Source organism: Streptomyces sp. NPDC055400 (genome assembly GCF_053644375.1).
In genome coordinates this window covers 243,911-270,170 of record NZ_JBSHLM010000007.1, presented here as the reverse complement: position 1 = coordinate 270,170, position 26,260 = coordinate 243,911, and the positions used below count along the sequence as shown (strand labels likewise).

Annotated in this window: 20 protein-coding genes, 1 tRNA gene and 1 pseudogene; 11 read left to right on the top strand and 11 right to left on the bottom strand. The window is 69.4% G+C overall.

From position 1 onward, the window contains the following. Window positions 1-69 precede the first annotated feature (69 nt). The 3 genes from ACWIGU_RS20635 to ACWIGU_RS20625 are packed head-to-tail and all read left to right on the top strand — an operon-like array spanning window position 70 to window position 3,106. A complete protein-coding gene (locus ACWIGU_RS20635; protein ID WP_454402835.1) occupies window positions 70-966 on the top strand; it encodes a VOC family protein in 897 nt (298 codons plus the stop codon). Next, on the top strand, window positions 954-1,442 hold the full coding sequence (locus ACWIGU_RS20630; RefSeq protein ID WP_454402833.1) for a flavin reductase family protein: 489 nt from the start codon (window positions 954-956) through the stop codon (window positions 1,440-1,442). Before ACWIGU_RS20635 ends, ACWIGU_RS20630 begins: the two co-directional genes overlap by 13 nt. Further along, the gene (locus ACWIGU_RS20625) at window positions 1,439-3,106 is read left to right on the top strand and encodes an FAD-dependent oxidoreductase (protein ID WP_454402831.1); all 1,668 of its coding nucleotides are present in this window, start codon (window positions 1,439-1,441) and stop codon (window positions 3,104-3,106) included. The genes ACWIGU_RS20630 and ACWIGU_RS20625 overlap by 4 nt, the downstream gene beginning before the upstream one ends. On the opposite strand, the gene ACWIGU_RS20620 is transcribed toward ACWIGU_RS20625, so the two are convergent. The 3 genes from ACWIGU_RS20620 to ACWIGU_RS20610 all read right to left on the bottom strand — a co-directional run bounded on the left by ACWIGU_RS20620 (window position 3,066) and on the right by ACWIGU_RS20610 (window position 7,517). Next, complete coding sequence (locus tag ACWIGU_RS20620) at window positions 3,066-4,544, bottom strand: ankyrin repeat domain-containing protein (protein ID WP_454402829.1); 1,479 nt, start codon at window positions 4,542-4,544, stop codon at window positions 3,066-3,068. The two genes, ACWIGU_RS20625 and ACWIGU_RS20620, sit on opposite strands and share 41 nt — an antisense overlap. 48 nt (window positions 4,545-4,592) lie before the next feature. Next, a complete protein-coding gene (locus ACWIGU_RS20615; RefSeq protein WP_454402828.1) occupies window positions 4,593-5,486 on the bottom strand; it encodes a hypothetical protein in 894 nt (297 codons plus the stop codon). A gap of 285 nt (window positions 5,487-5,771) precedes the next feature. Further along, window positions 5,772-7,517 (bottom strand): beta-galactosidase, encoded by a 1,746-nt coding sequence (locus ACWIGU_RS20610; RefSeq protein WP_454403093.1) that lies wholly within the window; start codon window positions 7,515-7,517, stop codon window positions 5,772-5,774. A 134-nt stretch (window positions 7,518-7,651) separates the two neighbouring features. Here ACWIGU_RS20610 and ACWIGU_RS20605 point away from each other — a divergent pair, with 134 nt between their 5' ends. The 5 genes from ACWIGU_RS20605 (at window position 7,652) to ACWIGU_RS20585 (ending at window position 14,606) form a co-directional block, all read left to right on the top strand. Next, window positions 7,652-8,563 (top strand): helix-turn-helix domain-containing protein, encoded by a 912-nt coding sequence (locus tag ACWIGU_RS20605; protein WP_454402826.1) that lies wholly within the window; start codon window positions 7,652-7,654, stop codon window positions 8,561-8,563. Window positions 8,564-8,574: 11 nt separating this feature from the next. Next, complete coding sequence (locus tag ACWIGU_RS20600; RefSeq protein WP_356274426.1) at window positions 8,575-8,910, top strand: chorismate mutase; 336 nt, start codon at window positions 8,575-8,577, stop codon at window positions 8,908-8,910. 124 nt (window positions 8,911-9,034) lie between these two features. Continuing rightward, window positions 9,035-11,572 carry an aminopeptidase N gene (gene pepN, locus ACWIGU_RS20595; protein ID WP_454402824.1) on the top strand — a complete coding sequence of 846 codons (2,538 nt, stop codon included), beginning with the start codon at window positions 9,035-9,037 and terminating at the stop codon, window positions 11,570-11,572. A 170-nt stretch (window positions 11,573-11,742) separates the two neighbouring features. Further along, the gene (locus ACWIGU_RS20590) at window positions 11,743-13,164 is read left to right on the top strand and encodes a pyridoxal phosphate-dependent decarboxylase family protein (RefSeq protein WP_454402822.1); all 1,422 of its coding nucleotides are present in this window, start codon (window positions 11,743-11,745) and stop codon (window positions 13,162-13,164) included. Further along, on the top strand, window positions 13,161-14,606 hold the full coding sequence (locus ACWIGU_RS20585; RefSeq protein WP_454402820.1) for a lysine N(6)-hydroxylase/L-ornithine N(5)-oxygenase family protein: 1,446 nt from the start codon (window positions 13,161-13,163) through the stop codon (window positions 14,604-14,606). The genes ACWIGU_RS20590 and ACWIGU_RS20585 overlap by 4 nt, the downstream gene beginning before the upstream one ends. A gap of 17 nt (window positions 14,607-14,623) precedes the next feature. Here ACWIGU_RS20585 and ACWIGU_RS20580 read toward each other — a convergent pair whose 3' ends face one another. After that, entirely contained in the window at window positions 14,624-16,423 is a 1,800-nt protein-coding gene (locus ACWIGU_RS20580) for a 5'-nucleotidase C-terminal domain-containing protein (RefSeq protein WP_454403091.1), read from the bottom strand. A gap of 132 nt (window positions 16,424-16,555) precedes the next feature. Here ACWIGU_RS20580 and ACWIGU_RS20575 point away from each other — a divergent pair, with 132 nt between their 5' ends. Both ACWIGU_RS20575 and pyk read left to right on the top strand, forming a co-directional pair. Then, complete coding sequence (locus tag ACWIGU_RS20575; protein ID WP_454402818.1) at window positions 16,556-17,281, top strand: SIMPL domain-containing protein; 726 nt, start codon at window positions 16,556-16,558, stop codon at window positions 17,279-17,281. Between the two features lie 155 nt (window positions 17,282-17,436). After that, window positions 17,437-18,873 carry a pyruvate kinase gene (pyk, locus tag ACWIGU_RS20570; protein ID WP_454402816.1) on the top strand — a complete coding sequence of 479 codons (1,437 nt, stop codon included), beginning with the start codon at window positions 17,437-17,439 and terminating at the stop codon, window positions 18,871-18,873. Window positions 18,874-18,876: 3 nt separating this feature from the next. Here the strand turns inward: pyk and ACWIGU_RS20565 are convergent. Continuing rightward, window positions 18,877-19,642 (bottom strand): annotated as a pseudogene (locus ACWIGU_RS20565) (transcriptional regulator). A gap of 105 nt (window positions 19,643-19,747) precedes the next feature. Beyond that, window positions 19,748-19,820, bottom strand: a tRNA-Leu gene (locus tag ACWIGU_RS20560). Between the two features lie 101 nt (window positions 19,821-19,921). Between ACWIGU_RS20560 and ACWIGU_RS20555 the strand changes: the two genes are divergently transcribed. Beyond that, entirely contained in the window at window positions 19,922-20,578 is a 657-nt protein-coding gene (locus ACWIGU_RS20555) for an ANTAR domain-containing response regulator (RefSeq protein WP_356274441.1), read from the top strand. A gap of 77 nt (window positions 20,579-20,655) precedes the next feature. Here the strand turns inward: ACWIGU_RS20555 and ACWIGU_RS20550 are convergent, their stop codons facing one another. The 5 genes from ACWIGU_RS20550 to ACWIGU_RS20530 all read right to left on the bottom strand — a co-directional run bounded on the left by ACWIGU_RS20550 (window position 20,656) and on the right by ACWIGU_RS20530 (window position 26,240). After that, window positions 20,656-21,372, bottom strand: coding sequence for an ABC transporter ATP-binding protein (locus tag ACWIGU_RS20550; protein WP_454402814.1), 717 nt, complete (start codon window positions 21,370-21,372; stop codon window positions 20,656-20,658). Then, window positions 21,369-22,220 carry an ABC transporter ATP-binding protein gene (locus tag ACWIGU_RS20545; protein ID WP_454402812.1) on the bottom strand — a complete coding sequence of 284 codons (852 nt, stop codon included), beginning with the start codon at window positions 22,218-22,220 and terminating at the stop codon, window positions 21,369-21,371. The genes ACWIGU_RS20550 and ACWIGU_RS20545 overlap by 4 nt, the downstream gene beginning before the upstream one ends. 5 nt (window positions 22,221-22,225) lie before the next feature. After that, window positions 22,226-23,995, bottom strand: a complete 1,770-nt coding sequence (locus ACWIGU_RS20540; protein WP_454402810.1) for a branched-chain amino acid ABC transporter permease — start codon at window positions 23,993-23,995, stop codon at window positions 22,226-22,228. A gap of 5 nt (window positions 23,996-24,000) precedes the next feature. Further along, window positions 24,001-24,930 (bottom strand): branched-chain amino acid ABC transporter permease, encoded by a 930-nt coding sequence (locus ACWIGU_RS20535; RefSeq protein WP_454402808.1) that lies wholly within the window; start codon window positions 24,928-24,930, stop codon window positions 24,001-24,003. Between the two features lie 110 nt (window positions 24,931-25,040). Beyond that, window positions 25,041-26,240, bottom strand: a complete 1,200-nt coding sequence (locus ACWIGU_RS20530) for a branched-chain amino acid ABC transporter substrate-binding protein (RefSeq protein WP_454402806.1) — start codon at window positions 26,238-26,240, stop codon at window positions 25,041-25,043. Between the last annotated feature and the right edge of the window lie 20 nt (window positions 26,241-26,260).

The following is a 26,260-nucleotide window of genomic DNA, read 5'->3' as shown; positions in this document are numbered from 1 at the left end:
GGCCACTGGTCACCGGCCACACATCACCAGCCAACACACCAGTCACCAGCCCCCGAAAGGCCCGCAGCCATGGACATCCGCTCTCTGGGGTTTCTCCGCATCGAGACCGCGAAGCTCGCCGAGTGGCGCACCTACGTCACCGACATTCTCGGGATGACCGAGGGCGCGGATTCGACAGAATCCGTTCTGCACGCCCGGATCGACGACCGTATCCGCCGCCTGTCCTTCGTGGCGGGCGAACACGACCGGCTCCTGTCCGCAGGCTTCGAGGTCGCGAACGCGCGAGCGCTCGCCGAGGCCGCCGCCGAACTCGAAGCGGCCGGCGTCGCCGTCAAGCACGCCGACGACGCCACCCTCGCCGACCGCCGCGTCCAGGGCCTCATCCACTGCGAGGACCCGGCCGGCAACCCCCTGGAGATCTACTGGGGCCAGGCCCAGGACCACACCCCGCTCGCCGCGCCGTACGGCAACCGCTTCGTCACCGGCGACCACCTCGGCCTCGGTCACGTCGTCATGCCCGCCCCCGACATGGAAGCCACCCTCGACTTCTACGAGAACCTCCTCGGCTTCCAGCTCCGCGACCGGATGAAGCTGCCGCCGGTCGCCGTGCCCACGGGGAAGCCGGGCCAGGACTTCTACTGGATGAACTTCCTCAGTCCCAACGCCCGCCACCACAGCCTCGGCCTGTACCCGGGCGAACTCCCGCCCGGCATCGTGCACTTCATGGTCGAACTGGAGCGCCTCGACGACGTCGGCTTCTGCCTGGACCGCATGAACGCGGCGGGCATCCCGATCGCCTCCACCCTCGGCCGGCACTCCAACGACCACATGGTGTCGTTCTACGCGCAGGCCCCCGGCGGCTTCCAGGTCGAGTACGGCTGGGACGGTCTCATCGTCGACAAAGCGACCTGGGTGACGAAGGAGATCACCGCCGACAGCTTCTGGGGCCACCGGTGGAACGGCTGACCCCGGACGCGTTCCGTGACGTCCTGGGCCACTTCGCGTCCGGCGTCACGGTCGTCGCCGCCCTCGACGAGGACACCGGCGAACCGGTGGGCCTCGCCTGCCAGTCCTTCGCCTCGCTCTCCCTCGAACCGCCGCTCGTGCTGCTGTGCGTCGCCAAGTCGTCGACGAGCTGGCCCAAGGTGCGGCGCGCGGGCCGGTTCGGCATCTCGATCCTCGCCGACGACCAGCGCGCCGTGTGCGCCGCCGTCGGCCGCAGCGGCCCCGCCAAGTTCCGCGACGTGCGGTGGGAGCCGATCGAAGGCGGCGCGGTCCGCGTCGCGGGCGCCCTCGCAGGCGTCGACTGCGAGCTGTACGCCGTCCACGAGGCCGGCGACCACTGGATCGTCACCGCCCGGGTCCTCGCCGTGACCGCACGGGACGGCGGCAGCCCCCTCCTCTGCTTCCGCAGCGCCTACGCCACCGGGGAGTTCGCATGAGTGACGCCGAGATCGGTTACGACGTGGTGGTCGTCGGGTCCGGCGCCGCCGGGTTCGCCGCCGCGATCACCGCCCGCCTGCGCGGCCTGACCGCCCTGATCGTCGAGAAGACCGACCGGTACGGCGGATCCACCGCCCTGTCCGGCGGCGCGATCTGGGTACCGGGCACCTTCCACCTCGACGCGGCCGGCCTCGGCGACACGTACGAGAAGGCCCGCGCCTACCTCGACGCGACCGTCGGCGACCGCGTGCCCGGCGTCCGCAAGGACGCCTATCTGCGGCACGGGCCGCGCATGGTGCGCGAGTTCCACGACCGCACCGCCGTCCGCTTCATGTACACGCCCGGATACTCCGACTACTTCCCGGAGGCGCTCGGCGGCATGGCGCAGGGCCGCTCGGCCGAGCCGTGCGTCGTCGACCTCAAGGAGCTCGGCCCGCTCGCCCGGGACCTGCGCCGGGCCGGGCTGCCCACGTACGGGCTGACCATGACGTCGTACGACTTCCGCTTCCTCAACATGGTCGCCCGCACCTGGGCCGGCAAGCGCAGGTCGCTGCGGGTGGGGGCGCGGGCCGTGGGCGCGGCGCTGCGCGGGCGCAAGCTGCTCTCGCTCGGCGAGGCGCTGATCGCCAGGATGCGGCTCTCCCTGGAGCGGCTCGGCGGTGACCTGTGGCTGTCCGCGCCGCTGACCGGCCTCGTCGTGGAGGGCGGCCGGGTCACCGGCGTCCGCGTCCTGCGTGACGGTGCCGAGTGCGTCGTACGGGCGCGCGGCGGCGTCGTCCTCGCGTCGGGGGGTTTCTCCCACGACCAGGCGCTGCGCGAGAAGCACCTGCCGCAGCCCACGTCCACCGCGTGGACCCATGCCTCCGAGGGCCAGGTCGGCGACGCCCTGCGCCTGGGCGAGGAACTCGGCGCCGCCACCGACCTCCTCGACAAGGTGTGGGGCGCCCCCTCCCTGTGCCCGCCGGGCGAGAAGCCGTTCTTCCTCGTCGCCGACCGGGGCATCCCCGGCATGGTGATCGTGAACGCGGCGGGGGAGCGGTACGCCAACGAGGCGGCGCCGTACCACGAGTTCGTGGACCGCATGTACGCCGCCGACCGCCCCGACGCGACGACCGTCCCGTCCTGGCTGATCCTCGACGCCCGCTCCAAGGCCCGCTACATCTTCGCGGGCCTCTTCCCCGGCCAGGCCTTCCCCAAGCGGTGGCGCGAGAGCGGCTTCCTGAAGCAGGCCGCCACCGTGGAGGAGCTCGCCCGGATCATCGAAGCACCCCAACTGCCGCCCGCCATAAGGAGGTTCAACGGCTTCGCCGCCGCCGGAAAGGACGGGGACTTCGCGCGCGGCGACAGCGTCTACGACCGCTACTACGGCGACCCGACCCTCCCGAACCCCAACCTCGCCCCCCTCGACAAGGGCCCCTTCTACGCCGTCCCCGTCCACCCCGGCGACATCGGCACCAAGGGCGGCCTCGTCACCGACGCGGACGCCCGCGTCCTGCGCGAGGACGGGACAGCCGTCGCCGGGCTCTACGCCTCCGGGAACTGCTCGGCGGCCGTCATGGGGGAGACGTACCCGGGGCCCGGCGCGACGATCGGGCCCGCCATGGCGTTCAGCTGGGCCGCCGTCAACGACATCGCGGGACCGTCCACTCAAGACGGGCCCTGACCCGCGCGTCCGGGACGTGGCGGATCGCGTCCCGGGCCGTGTCGTGCGCGTACCCGCCCGGCGCCTGGCAGGCGAGGATCCGCGCGAGCGCCTCGACGGCCCGCGGATCGTGGCGCAGCGCCAGACCGCGGGCCGCCTCCGCCGCGGCGTCCGCGACCGGGTCTTCGAGGAGCGCGGCCAGCGCGTCGCGGACCTCGGCCGTGTCGGCAGGGGCCGCGGCGAGCGCCGCCGAGGCCCAGTTGCGCACATCGCCGTCCGCGTCGCGGGTCAGCGCGACCAGCGCCGCGACGGCCTCGTCGTGACCGGCGGGCACCAGGCCCGTCAGGGCGAGCGCCACCGCGCGCCGCACCCGCGGCTGCGGATGCCCGGCGTGGAGCAGGATTTCCGGCAGCGCGGCCGGGTCCCCGAGATGGCCGAGCGCGACGACCGCCGAGCGCAGACCCGCGGGGTCGCGGGCCGTCCGGGCCAGATCGCGCAGCACGGGCAGTGACCTGGCCGTGTACCGGCCCCGCGGCCCCAACTGCCCGAGCACGTCCGCCCCGAAGGCCCGCCGCAGCGCCTCGTCGCTCGCGCACCACGCGGCCGCCGACCGGTACGTCTCCTCGTCGCCGCGCGCCCGGAGCACCGCGACGGCCTCGGTCCAGTCGTCGTCGTCCGGGTCACCGCGGCGCAGCGCACGCTCCGCAAGCCCGGCGGCCGGCGTCACGACACCCAGGTCCGCCTCCAGGAGCGTGGCGATCGCCGCGTGCCCCGTCTGGAGGTCGTTGCCCGAACGCGGCCGCCCCTCCTCGTCCAGCAGCTCCACGACCACGGTCACCCCGCCGTCCTCGGTGAACTGCTGCGTCACCGCCTCGCTCTGCGGCTGCTCAAGGCCCGCGCGCAGCACCGCCGCCACATCCGCACCGCACCAGGCCAGCGCCTCCGCGAGCGCCTCGGTCCGCCCCTGCGCGCCGTGTTCGAGCAGCGCCCGCACACACCCCGTCGACCCGCGCCTCGCCGCCGCGACCAGCAAAAGCCCGCCGCCGGGACCCGGCAGCCGCGGATCCGCGCCGCCGTCGAGCAGCGCCCGCACCACCCCTTCGTGCCCGCGCTGGAGCGCCCACGCCATCGCCGTGAACCCGAACTCCTCGCGCAGATCGACCCGCGCGCCCGCCGCGAGCAGCGCCCGCACCACCTCCGTGTGCCCGCCGCACGCCGCCCCGCACAGCGGCAGATCCGTGCCACTGCTCAGCCGGTCCGGGTCCGCCCCGGCCGCCAACAGCAGCCGTACGACGCCCGGCTCGTCGCTCACCGACGCCAGATAGAGCGCCGTACGGCCCTCGTCGTCCGGCTCGTCCGCCGCGGCACCCGCGCGCAGGGCCCGCACCACCGCGTCCTCGTCACCGCCGTACACCGCGTCGAACAGGCCGCTCGCGCCCGCCTTCAGCTCTTCATCCATTTGTCGACCATCGCCCCTCACCCGGGGTGAACGCAAAGCGTTTTGATGCTATGTGTCGCAATCCATGACGGTGTGGCACAGTGCGCACCGCGCCCGCACCCGGCCCCGCACCGGCACCCTGATCCGCTGATGGCACGTCGGGCACGGAAACGTCACCCGCAGCGCGGACCCCTCCGTCGAGAACGCGTACGCACCGCCCGGCGCCACCGTGCCCACCCCGCCCTCCCGGGCCTCACGCCGGTCCTTCGCGTACCGCCGCCGCCCCGCCCACCCGGCCGCCGTCAGCGGCGGCCGCTGCTCGTCGGCCCGCGCCCGCGCCAGCCCCTTCGTGTACGCGGTGTAGGCCTGGGCACTGGTGAACCACGTCTCCGGCGCCTCACCGAACGCCAGCGACCGCTTGGCAAGGACGTAACCGAACTCCTCCGGCGTGAGATAGCCGAGCTTCTGCGACGACGCCGCGTCCTCCCGGTACGCGTCGAGCAGCAGCCAGCCGGCCCCCAGATAGGTGGTCGCCGTGTCCGTGAGGATCTCGTTGTCCCGCGTCCCCGGGAACGAGAGCTCGAGCCGGTGCAGATAGACGTGCATGACCTCATGGGCGAGCGCGGCCCCGATGTCACGCCGATGCGTACGGAACCGGTCGTTCAGCTCGATGAAGTACTCCGGACCCGCCGCCAGCTCCACACTCGCCGCGTGCGTCATCTCGCGGAAACTGACGATCATCCGCGCGTCCGGCAGCCGGTAGTGCCGCACCAGCTCACGCGCCACCCGCTGCGCCCCCAGATACAGGTCGTCCTGGTCGCAGAACGCCACGTCGACCGGGGCGACACTCGTCTCGAAGGTGTGCACGGTGTCGTACGAGAGCCGCTTGTACAGCGCGGTCACCGCCGCCCGCACCGTCTCCAGATGCGGAAAGCCGTGCTCCACCGGTCCGCCGTTCGCCACGCCCGCACCCCCTGGGGCCGCCGGGCACCGCCGCCCGGACACCGGAACTCCACTGTACGGCGGGATCCGGCAGGCCCACCGTGCGCGATTAGTCCAAGACCTCCCCCTCCTTTGTCCATGGGCCCGCACGCTCCGCACGCACCATCGTGATCAACGCGCCCCACCATGAGCGCAGCGAGGCCCGTGCCCGCCCGCTCCCACGGAGAGCGGCCCGCACCCCGTCGCGCGTAAAGAGGGGCCGGTTCCGTGATCCGGAACCGGCCCTGTACCTCTGCCCGGCGGCGCCTACGACAACGTCACGCGCGGCTCGCCCGCCGCCTCGATCTCCAGCACCCACACCTCGTTGCGGCCCTCCCGCAGCACGGGACCGGGAACGTACAGTGAGTGCTGCGGCCCCACTGACCAGTAACGTCCCAGGTTGAAGCCGTTCACCCACACGAACCCCCGCGTCCAGTCCGGCAGTTCGAGCTCCGCGTCCCCGGCGCCGCTCACCTCGAACGTGCCGCGGTACAGGCCCGCTGCCCCCGCGGCCCCGTCCACCGGCGCCAGGCCCCGCACCGCGTCCGCGTCGTCGAACGCGTCCAGGCGCAGCGCCCGCGCCCGCACTCCGTGCAGATACTGCCGCTCGTGCAGCACCCCGCCCGTGATGCCCTTCGACTCACCCGTGCGCGGCCCGTAGTTGACCCGGCCCAGCGACTCCACCCACAGCTCGATGCGCGCGGGCCCTGCGACCGGCTCCGCGAGGACCGGCTCGTCCTCCGTGAGCACCCCGGCCCGCACCCCGTCCACGTACACCACGGCACGGTCCCGCAGCCCCGCCACCCGCAGCGGATACGCCCGGCGGGGCCCCGGCACGTCGACGCTGTAGCGGACCAGCCCCCGGTCCACGTCGAGCTCCTCGAAGGTCGGCGGCACCGCGTACTCACCCTCCGCAGAACCGAGCCCGTCCAGTACCGCCCCCAGAGGCACGTACGAGGTCAACTCCGCCGTCACCGCGGCGGCCAGCGCCGCCGGCTGCCCGGGCACGTCCGCAAGCGGCTCGTCCGCGTACGCGGCGAACACCTCACGGAAGCGCCAGAACTTCTCCGTCGGCCGCCCGCGCTCGTCGACCGGCGCGTCGTAGTCGTACGACGTCACATCGGGCCGGAGCGGGCCCTCGTGCAACTGACCCGCACGATTCGCCCCCGCCCAGCCGCCGAAACTCGTCCCGCCGTGCGCCATGTACAGATTGACCGACGCCCCGCACTCCAGGATCTCCCGCAAGGCTGCCGCCGCGTCCTCGGCGTCCCGCACGACATGATCCGCGCCCCAGTGGTCGAACCAGCCGCACCAGAACTCCATGCACATCAGCGGACCCTTGGGCCGGTGCCGGCGCAGCGTCTCGAAACCGCGCCGCGCGTCCGACCCGAAGTTCGCCGTCGCGAGGACACCCGGTACCGACCCGCCGGTCAGCATGTGGTCGTCCGGACCGTCCGACGTGAAGAGCGGCACCGTCACCCCGAGCCCGCGCAGACCGTCCGCGAGACGCGCCAGATACACCTGGTCCGAGCCGTACGAGCCGTACTCGTTCTCCACCTGCACCATGATCACCGGGCCGCCCCGGCCGAACTGCCGCTCCACGACCTGGGGGAGCAGCGCCGCGAACCAGCGGTCCACCGCCGCCAGGAACTCCCCGTCCCTGGTCCGCACCCGCGAGCCCAGCGGACCCGTCAGCCAGTGCGGCAGCCCCCCGTTCTCCCACTCGGCACAGATATAGGGACCCGGACGCACGATCGCCCACAGCCCCGCCTCACGCACCGCGTCCAGGAACCGGCCCAGAGCCCCCACGTCACGCAGCTCGCCGGGACGCGGCTCGTGCAGATTCCACGGGACGTACGTCTCCACACAGTTCAGGCCCATCGCCCGCAGCATCGCGAGACGGTGCCCCCACTGCTCCTCGTGCACCCGGAAGTAGTGCAGCGCCCCCGACAGGAGCCGCACGGGCCGCCCGTCGACCTCGAAGTCGTCCTCGCCCACTCTGAACCCGGCCATCATGTCCCTCTCGCTCTCACTGCCCGCCACGATCACCTCTGGCGGGCGGCACGGTCCATGGACAAAGATCAGCCCTGTTTGGACGCAACCGCGCACCACCGGCACCACACCCGCCCAGGAAGGGACAGAAGCGGATGTACCACACCTGGATGCGGTATTTCACCCCCAGCCCGGCCCACCACCGCCTCGGCCTCGTCTGCCTCGGCGTCGGCCTCCAGTACGGCGCCCTGCCCACCGTCGGCCCCCGCACCCTCGACCACCACGTCGCCGTCGTCATCACCGCCGGACGCGGCTGGTACCAGGCCCCCGACGGCCGCCGCACCACCATCACCGCACCCGCCCTCATCTGGGTCACCCCCGGCGCCCCCCACCACTACGGGCCCGACCCCGACACCGGCTGGGACGAGTGCTTCGTCGACTTCACCGGCCCCGCCACCACTCCATACACCGAACTCGGCTACATAGAGCCCGAACGCCCCGTCGTCCCGCTCTCCGACGCCGCCCACGCCCGCACCGCCGTCGGCCGCATCGCCCGCGCCGCCCGCCGCGACAACCCCCTGCTCGAAGTCGAGACCGCCGCCGCCGTCCACGAACTCCTCGTCGCCCTGCGCCGCGCCCGTGCCGACATGGCCCCCGACGGCGACCCCGTACTCCAGTCCCTCGCCCGCGACGCCTTCCAGCCCCTGTCCGTCGCCGAACACGCCGCCCGCCACGGCATGACCCCCGCCGAACTGCGCACCGCCGTACGCCGCGGCGCGGGCTGCAGCCCCAAGGACTACCTCCTCGGCATCCGCCTCGGCCGCGCCAAGGAACTCCTCGCCGCCACCGAACTCCCCGTCGCCGCCGTCGCCCGCCGCGTCGGCTACGACGACCCCGCCTACTTCTCCCGCCTGTTCACCCGCCGCGTCGGCACCGCACCCGTCCGCTTCCGCGAACAGCAGGGCCGCACCGTCCCCGGCGGCTGGTCGCACACCGTCCCCGACCCCGACGACCCGCCGATGCTGCGCTCCCCGGGCCCCACGATCGAGCGCCCTCGCGCCACGTAGGGTTTCCTCCCATGACCAACAGCAACGCCGCGGACGCCGTGGACTCCGCCGTCCGCGCCGAACTCGCCCGCCTGCGCGACAGCATCGACAACATCGACGCCGCTGTCGTCCACATGCTCGCCGAACGCTTCAAATGCACCCAGCAGGTCGGCCACCTCAAGGCCGAACACGCCCTGCCCCCGGCCGACCCCTCCCGCGAGGCCAGCCAGATCACCCGCCTGCGCCAGCTCGCCGAGAGCGCCAAACTCGACCCCGCGTTCGCCGAGAAGCTCCTGAATTTCATCATCAGCGAGGTCATCCGCCACCACGAGCAGATCGCCGCCAGTTCAAGCCCCTCCGGCGACTGAGCAGCGGAGTCCGGGGCGGAGCCCCGAGGCCTCGGCACCTGCGCCGGGACATCGCGCCGACGGGCACCAGCCCCTCGCCCTGTTCACCCTGTTCCCCGCCGGAGGCGTACGGCACGATAACCAAATGCCCGTACTGACGCGCGACGAAGCGCAGACCCGAGCCCAGCTCATCGACGTCCAGCGGTACGAGATCGACCTCGATCTCACCCGTGGAGCCGACACCTTCGACTCCACCACCGTCATCGGCTTCACCACCCGCACGGCCGGAGACACCTTCGTCGAGGTCAGGCCCGCAACCCTGCGATCCGTCACCCTCGACGGACAGCCCCTGGACCCCGCCGCACTCGACGACAACCGGCTCCCCCTCACCGGACTCACCCCCGGCCCGCACGAACTGCGCGTCGAAGCCGCCATGGCGTACTCGCACACCGGCGAAGGCATGCACCGCTTCACCGACCCCGCCGACGGCGAGACGTACGCCTACACGCAGCTGTTCATGGAAGACGTCCAGCGCGTCTTCGCCGCCTTCGACCAGCCCGACCTGAAGGCCGTGTTCGACCTCACCGTCACCGCCCCCGACGGCTGGACCGTCCTCGCCAACAGCGTCACCGAGCACCTGGGCGAGGGGAAGTGGCAGGCCGCCACCACCCAGCTGCTGTCCACTTACCTCGTCGCCGTCGCCGCCGGACCCTGGCACTCCCTACGCACCGAGCACCGCGGCCTCCCCTTCGGCCTGCACTGCCGCCGCTCCCTCGCCCCCTACCTCGACGCCGACGCCGAAGAAATCCTCGACATCACCCGCGCCTGCTACGACCGCTACCACGAGAAGTTCGAGGAGCCCTACCCCTTCGACTCCTACGACCAGGCGTTCGTCCCCGAGTTCAACGCCGGCGCCATGGAGAACCCCGGACTCGTCACCTTCCGCGACGAGTTCGTCCACCGCTCCGCCGTCACCGACACCGAACGCCAGACCCGCGCCATGGTCATCGCCCACGAAATGGCCCACATGTGGTTCGGCGACCTCGTCACCCTCCAATGGTGGGACGACATCTGGCTCAACGAGTCCTTCGCCGAGTACATGGGCTACCAGACCCTCACCGAAGCCACCCGCTTCAAGGACACCTGGGTCGACTTCGGAGTGTCCCGCAAGGCCTGGGGATACGACGCCGACCAGCGCCCCTCCACCCACCCCGTCGCCCCCGACGCCGACGCGGTCCCCGACACCGCGTCCGCCCTGCTCAACTTCGACGGCATCTCCTACGCCAAGGGGGCCTCCGCACTACGGCAGCTGGTCGCCTGGCTGGGCGAGAAGGACTTCCTCGCCGGCATCAACACCCACTTCCAGCGCCACAAGTTCGCCAACGCCACCCTCGCCGACTTCATCGCCTCCCTCGCCCACCACACGGACCGCGACGTCCACGCCTGGGCCGACACCTGGCTGCGCACCACCGGCGTCGACACCCTCACCGCCACCGTCACCGAACACCCCGGACAGTCGGCACTCACCCTCACCCGCGACGGCAGCCGCCCCCACCGCGTCACCGTCGGCATCTACGACCGCGACCTCATCGACGGCGCCACCCTCGTCCGCCGCGAACTGACGGACATCGATATCCCAGCCATCCCAGCCATCCCAGACCTCCCAGCCCTTCCCGCCGACGGCGCACACCGCCTCCCCGGCCCCCGCCCCGCCCTCGTCGTCCCCAACGACCAGGACCTCACCTACGCCAAGATCCGCCTCGACCCCCACTCCGAGGAAACCGCCCTGCGCGGCCTGTCCCGCGTGCCCGACCCCCTCACCCGCGCCGTCCTGTGGAACTGCCTGCGCGACATGGTCCGCGACGGCGAACTCGAACCCCTCACCTACCTCGAAGCCGCCCGCGCCCACCTCCCCCGCGAACGCGAACTCGCCAACGTCCAGGGCGTCCTGGCTTTCGCCCGCACCCAGGTGGCCGACCGCTACACCACCCCCGCCGAACGCCCCGACGCACTCGCCCTCCTCACCGACCTGTGCGCCGACCTCATCCGCCGCACCGAGGACGGCAGCAACCCCGGCCTGCGCCTCACCGCCGTGCGCACCCTCATCGACAGCGCCGCACACGCCGACACCATCCGCGACTGGTACGACAGCGGCAGCGTCCCCGGCGGCCCCGAACTCGACCCCGAACTGCGCTGGCGCATCCTCGGCCGCCTCTGCGTACTCGGCGCCGTCGACGACGCCGTCATCGAGGCCGAACTCACCCAGGACCCCAGCGCCACCGGCCGGGAAGGCGCCGCCCGCTGCCGCGCCGCCCTGCCCGACCCCGACGCCAAACGCGCCGCCTGGGACGCCATGTTCACCACCGACGAACTCTCCAACTACCTCTTCACCGCCACCGCCCAGGGCTTCTGGCAGCCCGAACAGAGCGACCTCCTGCACCCCTACGTCGCCCGCTACTTCCCGGACGCCGTAGCCGTCGCCCACCGCCGTGGCCCCGCCGTCGCCGACGCCGCGGGACGCTGGGCCTTCCCCGCCCACGCCATCGACACCCACACCCTTACCCTCGGCGAATCCTGCCTGGAGGACGACGACCCCATCCCCGCCCTGCGCCGCAAACTCGCCGACCAACTCGACGACCTCGCCCGCGCCTTGAAGATCAGGACGGCCACCGCCGCCAACTAGGGGGTGTACGGGGTCCGGCGTACCCGGACCCCGTACCACCAACCACCCCGCCACCGCCCCGTCCCCGCACGGCAGTACCACTTTCGGGTTCCGATCGTTGTGATCAACGGGCACGCCACCGCCACCGCAGACAGGCTGGAGGCCCCACCCGCACCCCGAAGGACACCGCCATGAGCAACCCGCCGCCCCTCGCCGGAGGCCCCCAAGGCCCCCAAGCCCTGCGGCCGTTGCTCAACACCGTCCTCGAAGCCCTCCACGACGGAGCCACCGCCCGAGGCGGCCCCCTCCCCGCCGGCGGCCCCCACACCGTCACCGCCCGCCTGCGCGAACTCACCGGCGACCCCCTGCCCCACCACGGCACCGGCCCCGACACCGCGCTGCGCACCCTCGTACAGGCCCTCGCCGAAGGCGCCGCCGACCCGGCCGACCCCCTGTGCGCGGCCCACCTCCACTGCCCGCCCCTCGCCCTCGCCACAGCAGCCGACCTCGCAGCCTCGGCCCTCAACCCCTCCATGGACTCCTGGGACCAGGCCCCCGCGGCCTCCGCCCTCGAAACCCTCGTCACCGACGCACTCGCCCACGAGGTCTACGGCGACACGGGCCACGCCGCCCGGCCCGCGCACCCCGGCCGGCCCGGCCACCCCCAGGCCCTGGTCACCACCGGCGGCACCGAGGCCAACCAGCTCGCCGTCCTCCTCGCCCGCGAAGCCCACGCCTCGCAAGGCCCCCTCCAGCTCATCACCGGCGCAGGCGCCCACCACTCCCTGCCCCGCGCAGCCTGGCTCCTCGGCCTCCCCGACCCCGTCACCGTGCCCGCCCCCACCGGCACCCTCGACCCGGCCGCCCTCGACGAAGCGCTCACCGACCTGCCAGGACCCAAACTGGTCGCCGCCACCGCCGGCACCACCGACGCAGGACTCATCGACCCCCTCCCCGAGATCGCCGACGTCTGCGAACACCACGGCGCCCGCCTCCACATCGACGCCGCCTACGGCGCCGGACTCCTCTTCAGCCCCACCCGCCGCACCCAGCTCACCGGCCTCGACCGCGCCGCCACCGTCGCCCTCGACCTGCACAAACTCGGCTGGCAGCCCGTCGCCGCCGGCCTCCTCGCCGTACGCGACCCCGCCGACCTCGCGCCCCTCACCCACCACGCCGACTACCTCAACGCAGACGACGACACCGAAGCCGGCCTGCCCGACCTCCTCGGCCGCTCCCTGCGCACCACCCGGCGCCCCGACATCTTCAAAATCGCCGTCACCCTCAAAGCCCTCGGCCGCACCGGACTCGGCGCCCTCGTCGACCAAGTCTGCGACCAGGCACAGGAGTTCGCCGCGACCCTCCACGCCCACCCCGGCTTCGACCTCTACGACACCCCCACCCTCAGCACCGTCCTCTTCCGCCCCCACGGCGCACCCGACGAAAGCGTCGCCCACATCCGCCGCACCCTCCTCACCCAAGGCCGCGCCGTACTCGGCCGCGCCCGCATCGACGGCCGGCTCTGGCTCAAAGCCACCCTGCTCAACCCGCACACCCAGCCGGGCGACCTGGCCCAGCTGCTGAAACTGGTGGAAGGAAACACCGTCCGATGAGCACCGCGCCCACCGCCCCCACCCCCAGCCCCCCGCACCCCGAAGCACCCCGCGACCTCGTCGGCATCGGCATCGGACCCTTCAACCTCTCCCTCGCCGCCCTCGCCCACCCCCTCACCGAACTCGACACCGCCTTCTACGAACAACGCCCCGCCTTTCACTGGCACCCCGGCCTCCTCATCGACGGCGCCACCCTCCAAGTCCCCTTCCTCGCCGACCTCGTCACCCTCGCCGACCCCGCAAGCCCCTGGTCCTTCCTCAACTACCTCAAAACCCTTGACCGCCTCTTCCCCTTCTACTTCGCCGAGCGCTTCCACATCCAGCGCGCCGAATACGACGCCTACTGCCGCTGGGTCAGCGAAAACCTCCCCGGACTCCACTTCGGCCACCAGATCGACGCCGTCCGCTGGAACCCCGAACGCCGCCTCTTCGAAGTCGACTTCACCCAGCTCGACACCGAAGGCGAAGCCGAAGCACTCGGCCGCACCTACACCAAGAACGTGGTCATCGGCGTCGGCACCGCCCCCTACATCCCCGAACCCCTGCGCCCCCTCGCCGAAGCCCCCACCGTCCCCGTCATCCACTCCGCCGACTACCTCACCCACCGCACCGAACTCCTCGCCGCCGACCACATCACCGTCATCGGATCAGGCCAGTCCGGCGCCGAAATCTTCCTCGACCTCCTCAAGAACCGCCCCCAAGGCCGAGAAAAACTCCACTGGCTCGCCCGCAGCGAAGCCTTCGCCCCCATGGAGTACTCCAAGCTCGGCCTCGAACACTTCACCCCCGACTACACCCGCTACTTCCACCACCTCCCCGAAGACGTACGCGACGGACTCGTCCCCGTCCAATGGCAGCTCCACAAAGGCATCGACGCCGAAACCATCGCCGCCATCCACGACGAGCTCTACCAGCGCACCCTCCACGGCGGCTGGCCCGACGCCACCCTCACCCCCGGCGTATCCGTCCGCACCGCCGGCCGCGTCGCCACCACCCAAGTCGAACTCCACCTCGAACACCGCCGGCAGAACACCCGCTCCCGCCTCACCACCGACGCCGTCGTCCTCGCCACCGGCTACCGCGAACGCCCCCTCGACCACATCCTCACCGGCCTCGGCCCCCACCTCCGCCGAGACAAGAGCGAACGCCCCCGCATCGACGAACAGTTCCGCCTCGTCCTCGACCGCACCGTCACCGACTCCGGCAGCAACATCTACGTACAGAACGCCGAACGTCACACCCACGGAGTCGGCGCCCCCGATCTCGGCCTCGCCGCCTGGCGCAGCGCCACCATCCTCAACACCCTCACCGGCAAAGACCCCTACCCCCTCCCGCAGCGCACCGCCTTCACCACCTTCGGCCTCACCCCCAACGAAAACCGCGCCCCCCGGACCCAGTCCGGAGAACGCGGCACATCTCATCTCATCGAGCTCAAGAACTAGAGGCCGAACGAGACGCCCTAGAACACAGGCGTACCGTCCCGCGTCAGCCGCCAGTCCACCGAAGCGAACTCCGCCGGGTCCAGGGTGCCCTTCGCGGTCACCCACTCGGCGATCCGCGTACGGATCTCCGTCGACTCCGACCACAGCTCCTGCGCCGACGCCACATGCGGGAACGCCCCGCCACCGTTCGCCCGGTAGTTGTTCACCGCGAACACGAACTTCTGCGCGTCATCCAGCGCCGCACCCTGATACATCAGGTTCCTGATCCGCGAACCCGCCGCCTGCGCGACGTCGATGTCGTACGAAAGCCCCGACACATAGTCGTAGTTGTAGTCCGGCCGGTTGTTCGCGTTCGTCAGCTTGTCCACGTCCACGACCGCGCCCGCCGCCGTCTGCACGAAATACTCCGCCGAGAACTCCAGGTACGCCCGCACCTGCGCACCCGTCATCAACTTCGCGACCAGCGTGTTGTCGTACACATACAGACCCGACAGATCCCGGATCGTCACCTCACCCGCCGGAATCGACGACGTCCGCGAGAACGGCGAAGCCTGCGAAAGGACCGGCAGCGACGCGTACTCCGTCGACGTCAGCGCCTTCTTCACCACATCCGCCTGCACCGTGTTGATCAGATCGATGATCGGCGCGTCCTTGTACCGCGCCTCCACCGTCGTCAGCTCCACCGTCGCCTGCCCCACGACCTGGTTGACGTACTTCACCACCGCGGCATGCTCGTCCCGAAGCAGCTTCGTGATCTTCGGATCGTCCGCCACCGTCTTCGAGTCACGCAGCGACGCCTTGACGGACTCGACCGCCCAACGCCCCTTCTCCCACACCAGATCGAAGTCGAACAGCGTCAGCCGCTCCGCATAACACAGCGGCTCCGACAACACGACCGCCTTGCCCGTCTCCTCGTTCGTCACCAGCTGCTGCGCAATCTCCACATGCGCATGCCCCACAAGGATCGCGTCGATCCCCGGCACCAGCCGCGCAACATTCGCCGCCGCGTTCTCCACATACGGAACCTGATCCCCGTACGACGATGTACCCGAAGCCCCCGAATGCGCCGACACGATCACCACGTCCGCACCCATCGACCGCAGCTTCGGCACCCACTTCGCGGCCTGCTCCTCAAGACCGGGGAACTTCAACCTGCCCTGCACATACGCCTTGTCCCAGATCGCGATCCCAGGATTCGTCAGCCCGAGCACCGCCACCTTCACGTCCCTGCCGTGCGGAGTGCGCAGCCGCTTCATGAAATACGGCGGGAACGCCGGCTTCTCCGTCTTCGCGTCCACCGCGTTCGCACCGAGCAGCGGGAAGTCACACTGCGACTCGAACTTACGCAGCGTCTCGATCCCGTAGTTGAACTCGTGGTTCCCCAGCGCCACCGCGTCATAGCCGATCGAATTCATCGCCTGCGCCATCGGATGCACCGGACCACCCTTCGCGGTGATCGGATCCACCTTCGCGAAGTAGTACGTCAGCGGCGTCCCCTGGATCGTGTCGCCCGCGTCGATCAGCAGCGTGTTCCGCCGGCCCCGCTCATCACGGATCTGCTCCACCAGCGTCGAGATCCGCGACAGCCCCATCGCGTTGCCCGCCGCATCCGAGTACTCCGCGTCCTTGAAGTAGTCCCAGTTGAAGACATGACCATGCAGGTCCGTCGTCCCCATGACAGTGAACGAGTACCGCTTACGCCCCTTCGGCCGGCCCCCGTGCGCCTGCGCGGCCGGCGCCGACACCGCCCCGGTCAGCGCCACGGCCGCACCCGTAGCAGCGGACTTGCCCAGAAACTTCCTGCGATTCAACGGCATCTCAGATCCCCTCCGGCACCACTCATCGACACTTGCAACGCGCGTAGATTCTGGCGCCTCAACCCAACACGCAACAGACCCACGAGGTTTCAATCCGATGACTGTCCACTGCGACGCTGCCACAGTGACCCCATGACCCCCGACGAGACGACACCCGCCACCCACCCCACCGCCACCCCCTACGGCACCCCCCAAGCCCCCCGCATCGCCGTCCGCGGCGAAGCCCGCATCGAAACCGACCCCGACCTCGCCCGCATCGGCATCACCGTCAACGCCCGAGGCACCGATCGGCGCGAAGCCCTCACCGACCTCACCCGCCGCAACACCGCCACCCTCGACCTCATCAAGAGCTACGGAGAAGCCATCGAAAAAATCGAGACCGGCGCCTTCTCCATCACCCCCGAACTCACCCGCCACGGCCGCTCCGAACGCATCCGCGCCTACCACGGCCGCGTCCACATCACCGCCGAACTCACCGACTTCACCGCACTCGGCGAACTCACCACCCGCCTCGCCGACCAGGACCTCACCCGCATCGACGGCCCCTGGTGGTCCCTGCGCCCCGACTCACCCGTCCACCGCACCGCCCGCCGGCAAGCAGTCCACGAAGCCGTCCAGCGCGCCCGCGAATACGCCGAAGCCCTCGGCACCCGCCTCGCCGCCCTCATCGAACTCGCCGACACCGGAGCCGAAGACCCCGACCGCTACGGACCCGTCCCCGACGCACCCCACATGCGCATGGCCGCATACTCGGGCGCCCCCGACGACACCCCCACACCCCTCGACCTCGAACCCCAGCGACAGACCGTCTACGCCAACGTCAACGCCCGATTCACCATGCACCCGCCCGAGCTGTAAAGACCCGCTCCCCCCGAACACCCGCACCGAAATACATGCTCATCAGAGCACCCCCATGCACAATTCAACACTTGTCAATAGCCCTTCACCTAAAGGTGGTTGGGTAGTCATGCGCAACCAATTCCTTACCCACCGGTAAGCCCTAGGCTCGAACCATGCGCCGAGCAAAGATCGTCTGCACCCTGGGCCCAGCCACCGACTCGTACGAGCAGATCAAGGCACTCGTCGAAGCCGGAATGGACGTAGCCCGCTTCAACCTCAGCCACGGCACCTACGCCGAACACGAGGAGCGCTACCACCACGTCCGAAAGGCCTCCGACGAAACCGGCCGCAGCGTCGGAATCCTCGCCGACCTTCAAGGCCCGAAGATCAGACTCGGACGCTTCCGCGAAGGCCCCGTACTCCTTGAACGCGGCGACGAATTCACCATCACCGTCGAACCCGACATCCAAGGCGACCGCCAGACCTGCGGAACCACCTACGACGGCCTCGCCACCGACGTCACCACCGGCGAACGCATCCTCGTCGACGACGGAAAAGTCACCCTCGAAGTCACCGGCGTCGACGGCCCCCGCGTCCACACCCTCGTCATCGAAGGCGGCATGGTCTCCGACCACAAAGGCCTCAACCTCCCCGGCGTAGCCGTCTCCGTCCCCGCACTCAGCGACAAGGACCAGGAAGACCTCCGCTGGGCCCTGCGCACCGGCGCCGACATCATCGCCCTCTCCTTCGTCCGCAGCGGCCGCGACATCCGGGACGTCCACCGCATCATGGACGAGGAAGGCCGCCGCCTCCCCGTCATCGCCAAGGTCGAAAAACCCCAGGCCGTCGACAACATCGACGACATCGTCGCCGCCTTCGACGGAATCATGGTCGCCCGCGGAGACCTCGGCGTCGAAATGCCACTCGAACAAGTCCCCATCGTCCAAAAGCGCGCCATCAAACTCGCCAAACGCAACGCCAAGCCGGTCATCGTCGCCACCCAAATGCTCGACTCGATGATCGACAACTCCCGTCCGACGAGGGCAGAAGCGAGCGACGTCGCCAACGCCGTCATCGACGGCACCGACGCCGTCATGCTCTCCGGCGAGACCAGCGTCGGCAAATACCCCGTCGAAACCGTCCGCACCATGGGCCGCATTGTCGAAGCCGCCGAAGAAGACATTCTCGCCAAAGGGCTACCGCCCCTCACCGAACGCAACAAACCCCGCACCCAAGGCGGAGCCGTCGCCCGCGCCGCAGCCGAAATGGGCGACTTCCTCGGCGCGAAGTTCCTGGTGGCCTTCACCCAGTCCGGAGACACGGTCCGCCGCCTCTCCCGCTACCGCTCACCCATCCCGCTCCTCGCCTTCACCCCGACCCCGTCCACCCGCTCCCAGCTCAACCTCACCTGGGGAGTGGAGACCTTCCTCGGCCCCCACGTCGACTCCACCGACGCGATGGTCGACCAGGTCGACGAACTCCTCCTCCAGTACGGCCGCTGCCAGAGGGGCGACATCGTCGTCATCACGGCCGGCTCCCCGCCCGGAGTCTCCGGCTCCACCAACCTGGTCCGCGTCCACCACATCGGCGAGGACGACAGCCCGAAGTAGGGGTCAGTATTTGGGGCCTATGTGGGTGTCCATGAGGGCTACTGAGGCTTTGCGGGCGATGGAGATGTTGCGGGCGTTGGCTTGTTTCCACTCGACACCCATCTCGTCCAAGACGTCGGTGAAAAGCCGGACGATGTCGCTGGACACGTTGGTGAAGAAGTACCGGGGGTATTCGTAGCGCTTGAGTTCGCCGCCGATGACCTTCTCGGTCCAGTTGGTGATCCGGCAACCGTCGGAGTGGATGAGCCCGCGGACGAACTCCCAGGGGTGGGCATCCACGATCTCCTGCTGCCAGGCTTCGAGGGCAATCTTGCGCTCGTGCTTTTTGCCGGGGGCCATGCTGGGGGAAGAGGCACGGCCAGTGATGGCTGTATCCCACGACCGATACGTAGCCCACAGCCTGTACGCGAGCGGATTTCTTGCTGGGATTGATGGCCTCCACGGCAGCCGCGCAAGCATCGATGAGGCCGGGCCAGGCGTTCGCGCAGGCGATACGCAGGAAGTAGCCAGCTCGTACTCCCGCGCTGATACAGCCGTCCCCGAGGTAGAGGCCTAAGAGATAGCTGTAAGCCTCCTGGTCGGTCGGCGGCTCGAGGGACGGGCCGCAGCGCGCGCAAGGCTGGTGCCGCATGCGTGGCAACGGGTCGATGCGTGATTGCCAGGAACGGATCGCCGCGCGAGAGACTCCGGTCTCTTTGCTTACGGAGTTGAGACTGCGCCCCTGCGCCACCAGCGCAAGAGCTCGTTTGCGTGTGCCCATGTCGTACATGTGGCCACTCTGTGCAACTGACCGCTACGCCACGCAGCAAAAAGCGGATGTTCACGAGAACGTGAGCATCCGCTTGTATCAGTAACCTTCGAATCGAAGGAAAAGTGCCCCGAGTCGGATTCGAACCGACGCTGTATGGGTTTTGAATCCATGGCCTCTACCGCTGGGCTACCGGGGCCCCTTCGAAACGAAGGTCAGCAGTCACCCGCTGTGCCACCACCTTACCGTAGCTAGGTAGGCTCTTGGGAGCAGTACCCCTGGCCAGAACGAGGAGCTCACGTGACCGCCCCCGAGTCGCCCCAGCCCGTAGACGCGCCCGACGACGACAAGTCGCACGTCCCGCCGCTGACGACCCGTGTCGTCATCGCCGAGGACGAGGCCCTGATCCGCCTCGACCTCAAAGAGATGCTCGAGGAAGAGGGCTACTCCGTCGTCGGTGAGGCCGGTGACGGCGAGCAGGCGGTCGAGCTGGCTCGAGAGCACAAGCCCGATCTGGTGATCCTCGACGTGAAGATGCCGAAGATGGACGGCATCTCGGCGGCGGAGAAGATCGCGGAGGAGTCGATCGCTCCGGTGCTGATGCTGACGGCGTTCTCGCAGCGCGATCTGGTGGAGCGGGCGCGGGACGCGGGTGCGATGGCGTATCTGGTGAAGCCGTTCAGCAAGAGTGATGTCGTTCCGGCCATCGAGATGGCGGTGTCGCGGTTCCAGGAGCTGCGGACGCTGGAGAACGAGGTCGCGGATCTGACGCAGCGGCTGGAGACGCGGAAGCTGGTGGACCGGGCGAAGTCGGTGTTGCAGACGGAGTACGGCCTGTCGGAGCCGGCGGCGTTCCGGTGGATTCAGAAGACGTCGATGGATCGTCGTCTGTCGATGCAGCAGGTTGCTGAGGCGGTTATTCAGGACGCCGAGGAGAAGAAGTCGGCGAAGGGCTGAGTTCCGCCCCGCGCTGTGTATGGCTGAGGCCCGTGCCCCGGGAGGGGTACGGGCCTCAGCCATGACTGCGTGCGGGCTCAGTCCTCGCCGAGGTAGGCCTTGCGGACGGATTCGTCGTGGAGGAGGTCTTGTCCGGTTCCGGAGAGGACGACGGTGCCGACTTCCATGACGTGGCCGTGGTCGGCGAGGGAGAGCGCGGCCTGGGCGTTCTGCTCGACGAGCAGGATGGTCGTGCCCTGGGACTTGAGTTCGGCGATGGTCGCCATGATCTTCTGCATCATGATCGGGGAGAGGCCCATGGAGGGTTCGTCGAGCATGAGCAGTTTGGGCTGGGACATGAGGGCGCGGCCCATGGCGAGCATTTGCTGTTCGCCGCCGGAGAGGGTTCCGGCGGCTTGCTTGCGGCGTTCGCCGAGGATGGGGAAGAGGTCGTAGGCGCGCTGGATGTCTTTTTCGATGCCGGCGGTGTCCTTGCGGAGGAATGCTCCGAGCTGGAGGTTTTCTGCGATGGAGAGCCGGGGGAAGATGCGTCGGCCTTCGGGGGAGTGGGCGAGGCCCATGGCGACGATCTTGTGTGCGGGGATGCCGGTGAGGGGTTTCCCGTCGAAGGTGATTTTGCCGCTGAGGGGCTTGAGGAGCCCGGAGAGGGTGCGCAGGGTGGTGGTTTTGCCGGCGCCGTTGGTGCCGATGAGGGTGACGACTTCGCCTTGCTGGACGCTGAAGGAGATTCCCTTGACGGCTTCGATCTTGCCGTAGGCGACCTTGAGGTTCTCTACTTCGAGGAGTGCGCTCACTGGTCGTCTCCTTCCGTGGCGTGTGCTTCCGCGGCTTCGACTGCGGCTGCGGCGGTGTCTTCGGGGGCGCCTTCGAAGGGTTCGCCGAGGTAGGCGGCGATGACGCGTTCGTCGCCCTGGACGACGTCGCTGGTGCCTTCGACGAGTTTTTGGCCTTGGACGAGGACGGCGACGCGGTCGCAGAGGTTGAAGATGAAGCGCATGTCGTGCTCGATGACGAGTACGGCGATGCCTTTGTCGCGGATGGCGAAGACGAGTTCTTCGGTGGCGCGGGTTTCTTGGGGGTTCATTCCCGCGGTCGGCTCGTCGAGGAGGAGCAGGCCGGGTTCGCTGGCGAGTGCGCGTGCGATTTCGAGCTTGCGCTGTTCGCCGTAGGGGAGGCTGCGGGCGAGGTGGTCGCGTTTGTGGGCGAGGCCGATGAACTCGAGGAGTTCCATGGCGCGTTCTTCGGATGCTTTTTCGGCCTTTTTGAAGCCGGGGCCGCGCAGGAGCGCGGACCAGAGCCCTTCCTTTGTCCTGGTGTGGCGTCCGACGAGGACGTTTTCCAGGACGGTCATGTTGGCGAAGAGGCGGATGTTCTGGAAGGTGCGGGCCATGCCGGCTTTGGTGACCAGGTGGGGTTTGGGCGGGAGTGCGGTGCCCTTGTAGGAGACCTGGCCTTCGGTGGGGATGTAGAGGCCGGTGAGGCAGTTGAAGAAGGTGGTTTTGCCTGCGCCGTTGGGGCCGATGAGGCCGACGATTTCGCCGCTGTTGACGGTGAGGTCGACGGAGCGTACGGCGGTGAGTCCGCCGAAGCGCATGGTGACGCCTTTGGCTTCGAGGACGGCAGTGGTCGTGGTGGTGGTCATGCGGGTCACGCCCCTGCCTTGGTGGCGCCGACGGTGCTGTCGGGCAGGCTTTGTTGTTCTGGGATGTCGAGTTGGCCGGTCTCGTGGAATTCGAGTTGGCGGCGGCGGTTGGCGATGATGCCTTCGGGGCGGAAGCGCATGAGGATGACGAGTGCGATGCCGAAGGCGAGGAGCTCGTATTCCTTGAGGAAGGTGAGCTTTTCGGGGATGAGGTAGAGGAGTGAGGCGCCGAGGAGGGGGCCGCTGACGGTGCCCATGCCGCCGAGGACGACGGCGGCGAGGAGGAAGGCGCTGTTGGGGGGTGCGGCGCCGGCGAACTGGTAGGGGCTGGGGACGACGCTGTAGGTGACGTGGGCGCTGACGGTGCCGGCGAGGCCGGCGAGGGTGGCGCCGAGTGCGAAGGCGATGAGTTTGACGCGGAAGCCGTTGATGCCCATGGCGGTGGCGGCGGTTTCGTCTTCGCGGATGGCGATCCAGGAGCGGCCGATGCGGGAGTCGGCGGCGCGGGTGAAGACGAGTACGACGAGCGCCGTGATGAGGAGCATCAGGAAGAAGTAGTTGGCGAATCGGCCGAGGGTGAATCCGGCGACGTCGTGGCTGGCGCCGAGGTTGAATCCGAAGATTTCGAGGTCGGGGATGGAGGGGATTCCGTCGGGGCCGTTGGTGATGTCGGGTCCGGAGGAGCCGTCCATGTTGTTGACGGCGATGCGGAAGATTTCTCCGAAGCCGAGGGTGACGATGGCGAGGTAGTCGCCGCGCAGTCGCAGGGTGGGTGCGCCGATGAGGACGCCGAAGATGAGTGAGGCTGCCATGCCGGTGAGGGCGGCGGCCCAGAACGGGAATTGGACTCCGGAGAAGCGGGAGAACTCGGAGCCGGAGACGAGGGCGGCGGCGTAGGCGCCGACGCCGAGGAAGGCGACGTATCCGAGGTCGAGGAGTCCGGTGAGGCCGACGACGATGTTGAGGCCGAGGGCGACGGTGGCGAAGATCAGGATGTTGACGCCGAGGTTGGCGTTGTGGTCTTCGCTCTGGGTGAAGGGGAAGATCGCTGCGGCGAGGAAGGCGATGCCGGTGGCGAAGCCCTTGTTCTGGGCGCAGAGGGTGGAGAAGCGGTCGAGTTGTCCGGCGTGGACGAGGGCCCAGGCGACGAAGACGAGGAGGAGGACGAAGCCGATGAAGGTTTCGCTTTCTTCGTCGTTGATGCCGATGCCGTAGGTGAAGGCGATGAGGCCGAGGGTGATGCCGAGGGTGACGATCAGTCGCTGTGTCCAGCCGGGGAGTTGGCCGGTGGGTGCGGGCTGGTCGGGCTTGGTGAGGTAGGCCTTGGCACTGTCGCCGGGGCGTGGCAGGGCGAGGGCGCCGAGGACGGGGAGTGCGGAGGCGACGGCGGCGATGTAGGCGCCGGGGTCGAGGTTGGCGAGTCCGCCGAGTTCGACTGCGATGGCGATGGCCGCGTACCAGCAGACGGTGAAGCCGGCGAGGGTGGTGAGGAGGATCGGGGAGGTGGCGCCGGCGGGGTTGAGCCGGTGCAGTCCTCGTACGTTCCACAGGGGGAGGGTGAAGAGGAGGGTGATGAGTCCTGCGACGAGGGCGATGGTCTGGAGGCCTGCGGGGTAGCCGTAGACGGTGAGGTCGCCGGGGAAGTCGGAGGTCCAGGTCCAGGACATGAAGGTGCTGGCGATGGTGGCGACGGCGCCGGCGGCGATGAGGATGCGGGGGGCGCCTGCGGGGAGGGTGATCAGGCCGCGGGCGGTGTCGGTCTTCTGTGTGGTCATGGTGATCACGCCCTGTCCGCGACGCGTTCGCCGAGCAGGCCTTGTGGCCGTAGCAGCAGTACGAGGATGAGGAGGACGAAGGCCCAGACGGAGGCCCAGCCCTGGCCGCCGAACTGTTGCATGCCGGGGATGTCGGCGATGTAGGCGGTGGCCATGGCTTCGGCGAGGCCGAGGACGACGCCGCCGAGCATGGCGCCGTAGATGTTGCCGATGCCGCCGAGTACGGCTGCGGTGAAGGCTTTGAGGCCGGCCTGGAAGCCCATGTCGTACTGGACGGAGCCGTATTTGAGGCCGTAGGCGACGCCGGCGACGGCGGCGAAGATGCCGCCGATGGCGAAGGCGATCACGATGATGCGGTTGGTGTCGATGCCCATGAGCTGGGAGGTGTCCGGGTCCTGGGCGGTGGCCTGCATGGCGCGGCCGGTGCGTGAGAGGCGGACGAAGAAGGCGAGGGCGGCCATGCACAGGGGGGCGGCGATGATCAGGAAGACGTCGCCGCTCTGGATGCGGATGTCGCCCAGGTGGTAGGGCCCGAAGGGGAGTTGCGGGAAGACGCGGGCGCTCTTGGCGTCGGGGTACCAGTTGAAGACGGCCTGCTGGAGTGCGAGGGAGAGGCCGATCGCGGTGATGAGGGGGGCCAGGCGTGGCGCGCCGCGCAGTGGCCGGTAGGCGAAGCGTTCGGCTCCGACGGCGATGAGGGTGGCGACGAGTGCGCCTCCGATGAGCATCGCCGGCAGGGCTATCCACATGGATATGCCGTCGGGGAGCGCGAGGTAGACCGTGAGTGCGCCGAAGCCGCCGGTCATGAAGATCTCGCCGTGGGCGAAGTTGATGAGCTGGACGATGCCGTACACCATCGTGTAGCCGATGGCGATCAGCCCGTACATCGAGCCGAGGAACAGCCCGTTGGCCAGCTGCTGCGGCAGGGTGTTCACCGCGTGGCCTCCATGGGTGGGGAGAGTGGGGCAGGGATATGGGTGGGGCCGCGCGGTGACGGGTCGTCGTGGCCGCGCGGCCCTGTGTGGTGCGTGCGGTGCGGGGTGGGTCAGCCTGCGTCGTAGGTGCCGCTCTTGACGGCCTTCCACTCGCCCTTGGTGACCTGGTAGACGGTGAGCTGCTTGTTGGTGGTGTCGCCGTACTCGTCGAAGGCGACGGGGCCGGCGATGCCGTCGAACGTGGCCTTCTGGACCTCTTCGACGATCTTGCCGCGGGCGTCGGACGGGACCTTGCCGTCCTTCACGACGGCGCCGACGGCCTTGATGATGGCGGTCGCGGCGTCGTAGGAGTAGCCGCCGTAGGTGCCGTAGTCGCCGGGGTACTTCTTCGCCTTGTAGGTGGCGATGAAGTCCTTGGCGGCGGGCAGGGTGGTGACCGGGACGCCGACGGAGGTGGAGAGGTCGCCTTCGGCGGACTTTCCGGCGGTCTTGATGTAGGTGTCGGAGAACATGCCGTCACCGCCGAAGAGCGGGATCTTGGCGCCGGAGTCCTTGAGCTGCTTGGTGAGGATCTGCGACTCGTCGTACTGGCCGCCGTAGTAGAGCAGGTCGGCGCCGGAGTTCTTGATCTTGGTGACGAGGGTGGAGAAGTCCTTGTCGCCGGTGTTGACGTGGTCGGTGCCGACGACCTTGCCGCCGGCCTTCTTGAAGCCCGCGGTGAAGAGCTTGGCGAGGCCGGCGCCGTAGGTCTGCTTGTCGTCTACGACGTAGACCTTCTTCTTCTTGAGCGTGTTGTACGCGTAGTCGGCCGCGAAGCCGCCCTGGAGGGCGTCGGTGGTGGCGGTGCGGAAGTACGACTTGTACGGGCGCTTCTTCGAGGTCTGCCAGTCCTTGCCCTGGGTGAGCTCGGGCGCCGTGTTGGAGGGCGAGATCTCGACGAGGTTGGCCGTCGCGAAGACCTGCTGCATGGAGGTGGCCACACCGGAGTTGAGGGGGCCGACGACTCCGAGGACGTCCTTGTTGCCGACGAGGGCGGTGGCGTTCTGCTGGCCGGTCGCGGGGACGGCCTTGTCGTCGAGCGCCTTCACCTTGAAGGTGACGCCGGGAACGGTGTTCTTCTTGTTGGCGTCGTCGACGGCGATCTGGACGCCGTACTGGATACCGAGGCCGGTGGCGGAGTTCGCGCCGGTGAGCGGGGCGTCGACGCCGATGACGACGGTGGTCTTCTTGCCGCTGTCGCTGCCCTTGTTGTCGTCGCGCGATCCGCAGGCGGTGAGCGTGAGTGCTCCGGTGGTGAGCACGCTGGTCATGATGAGCAAGGAACGGTGTC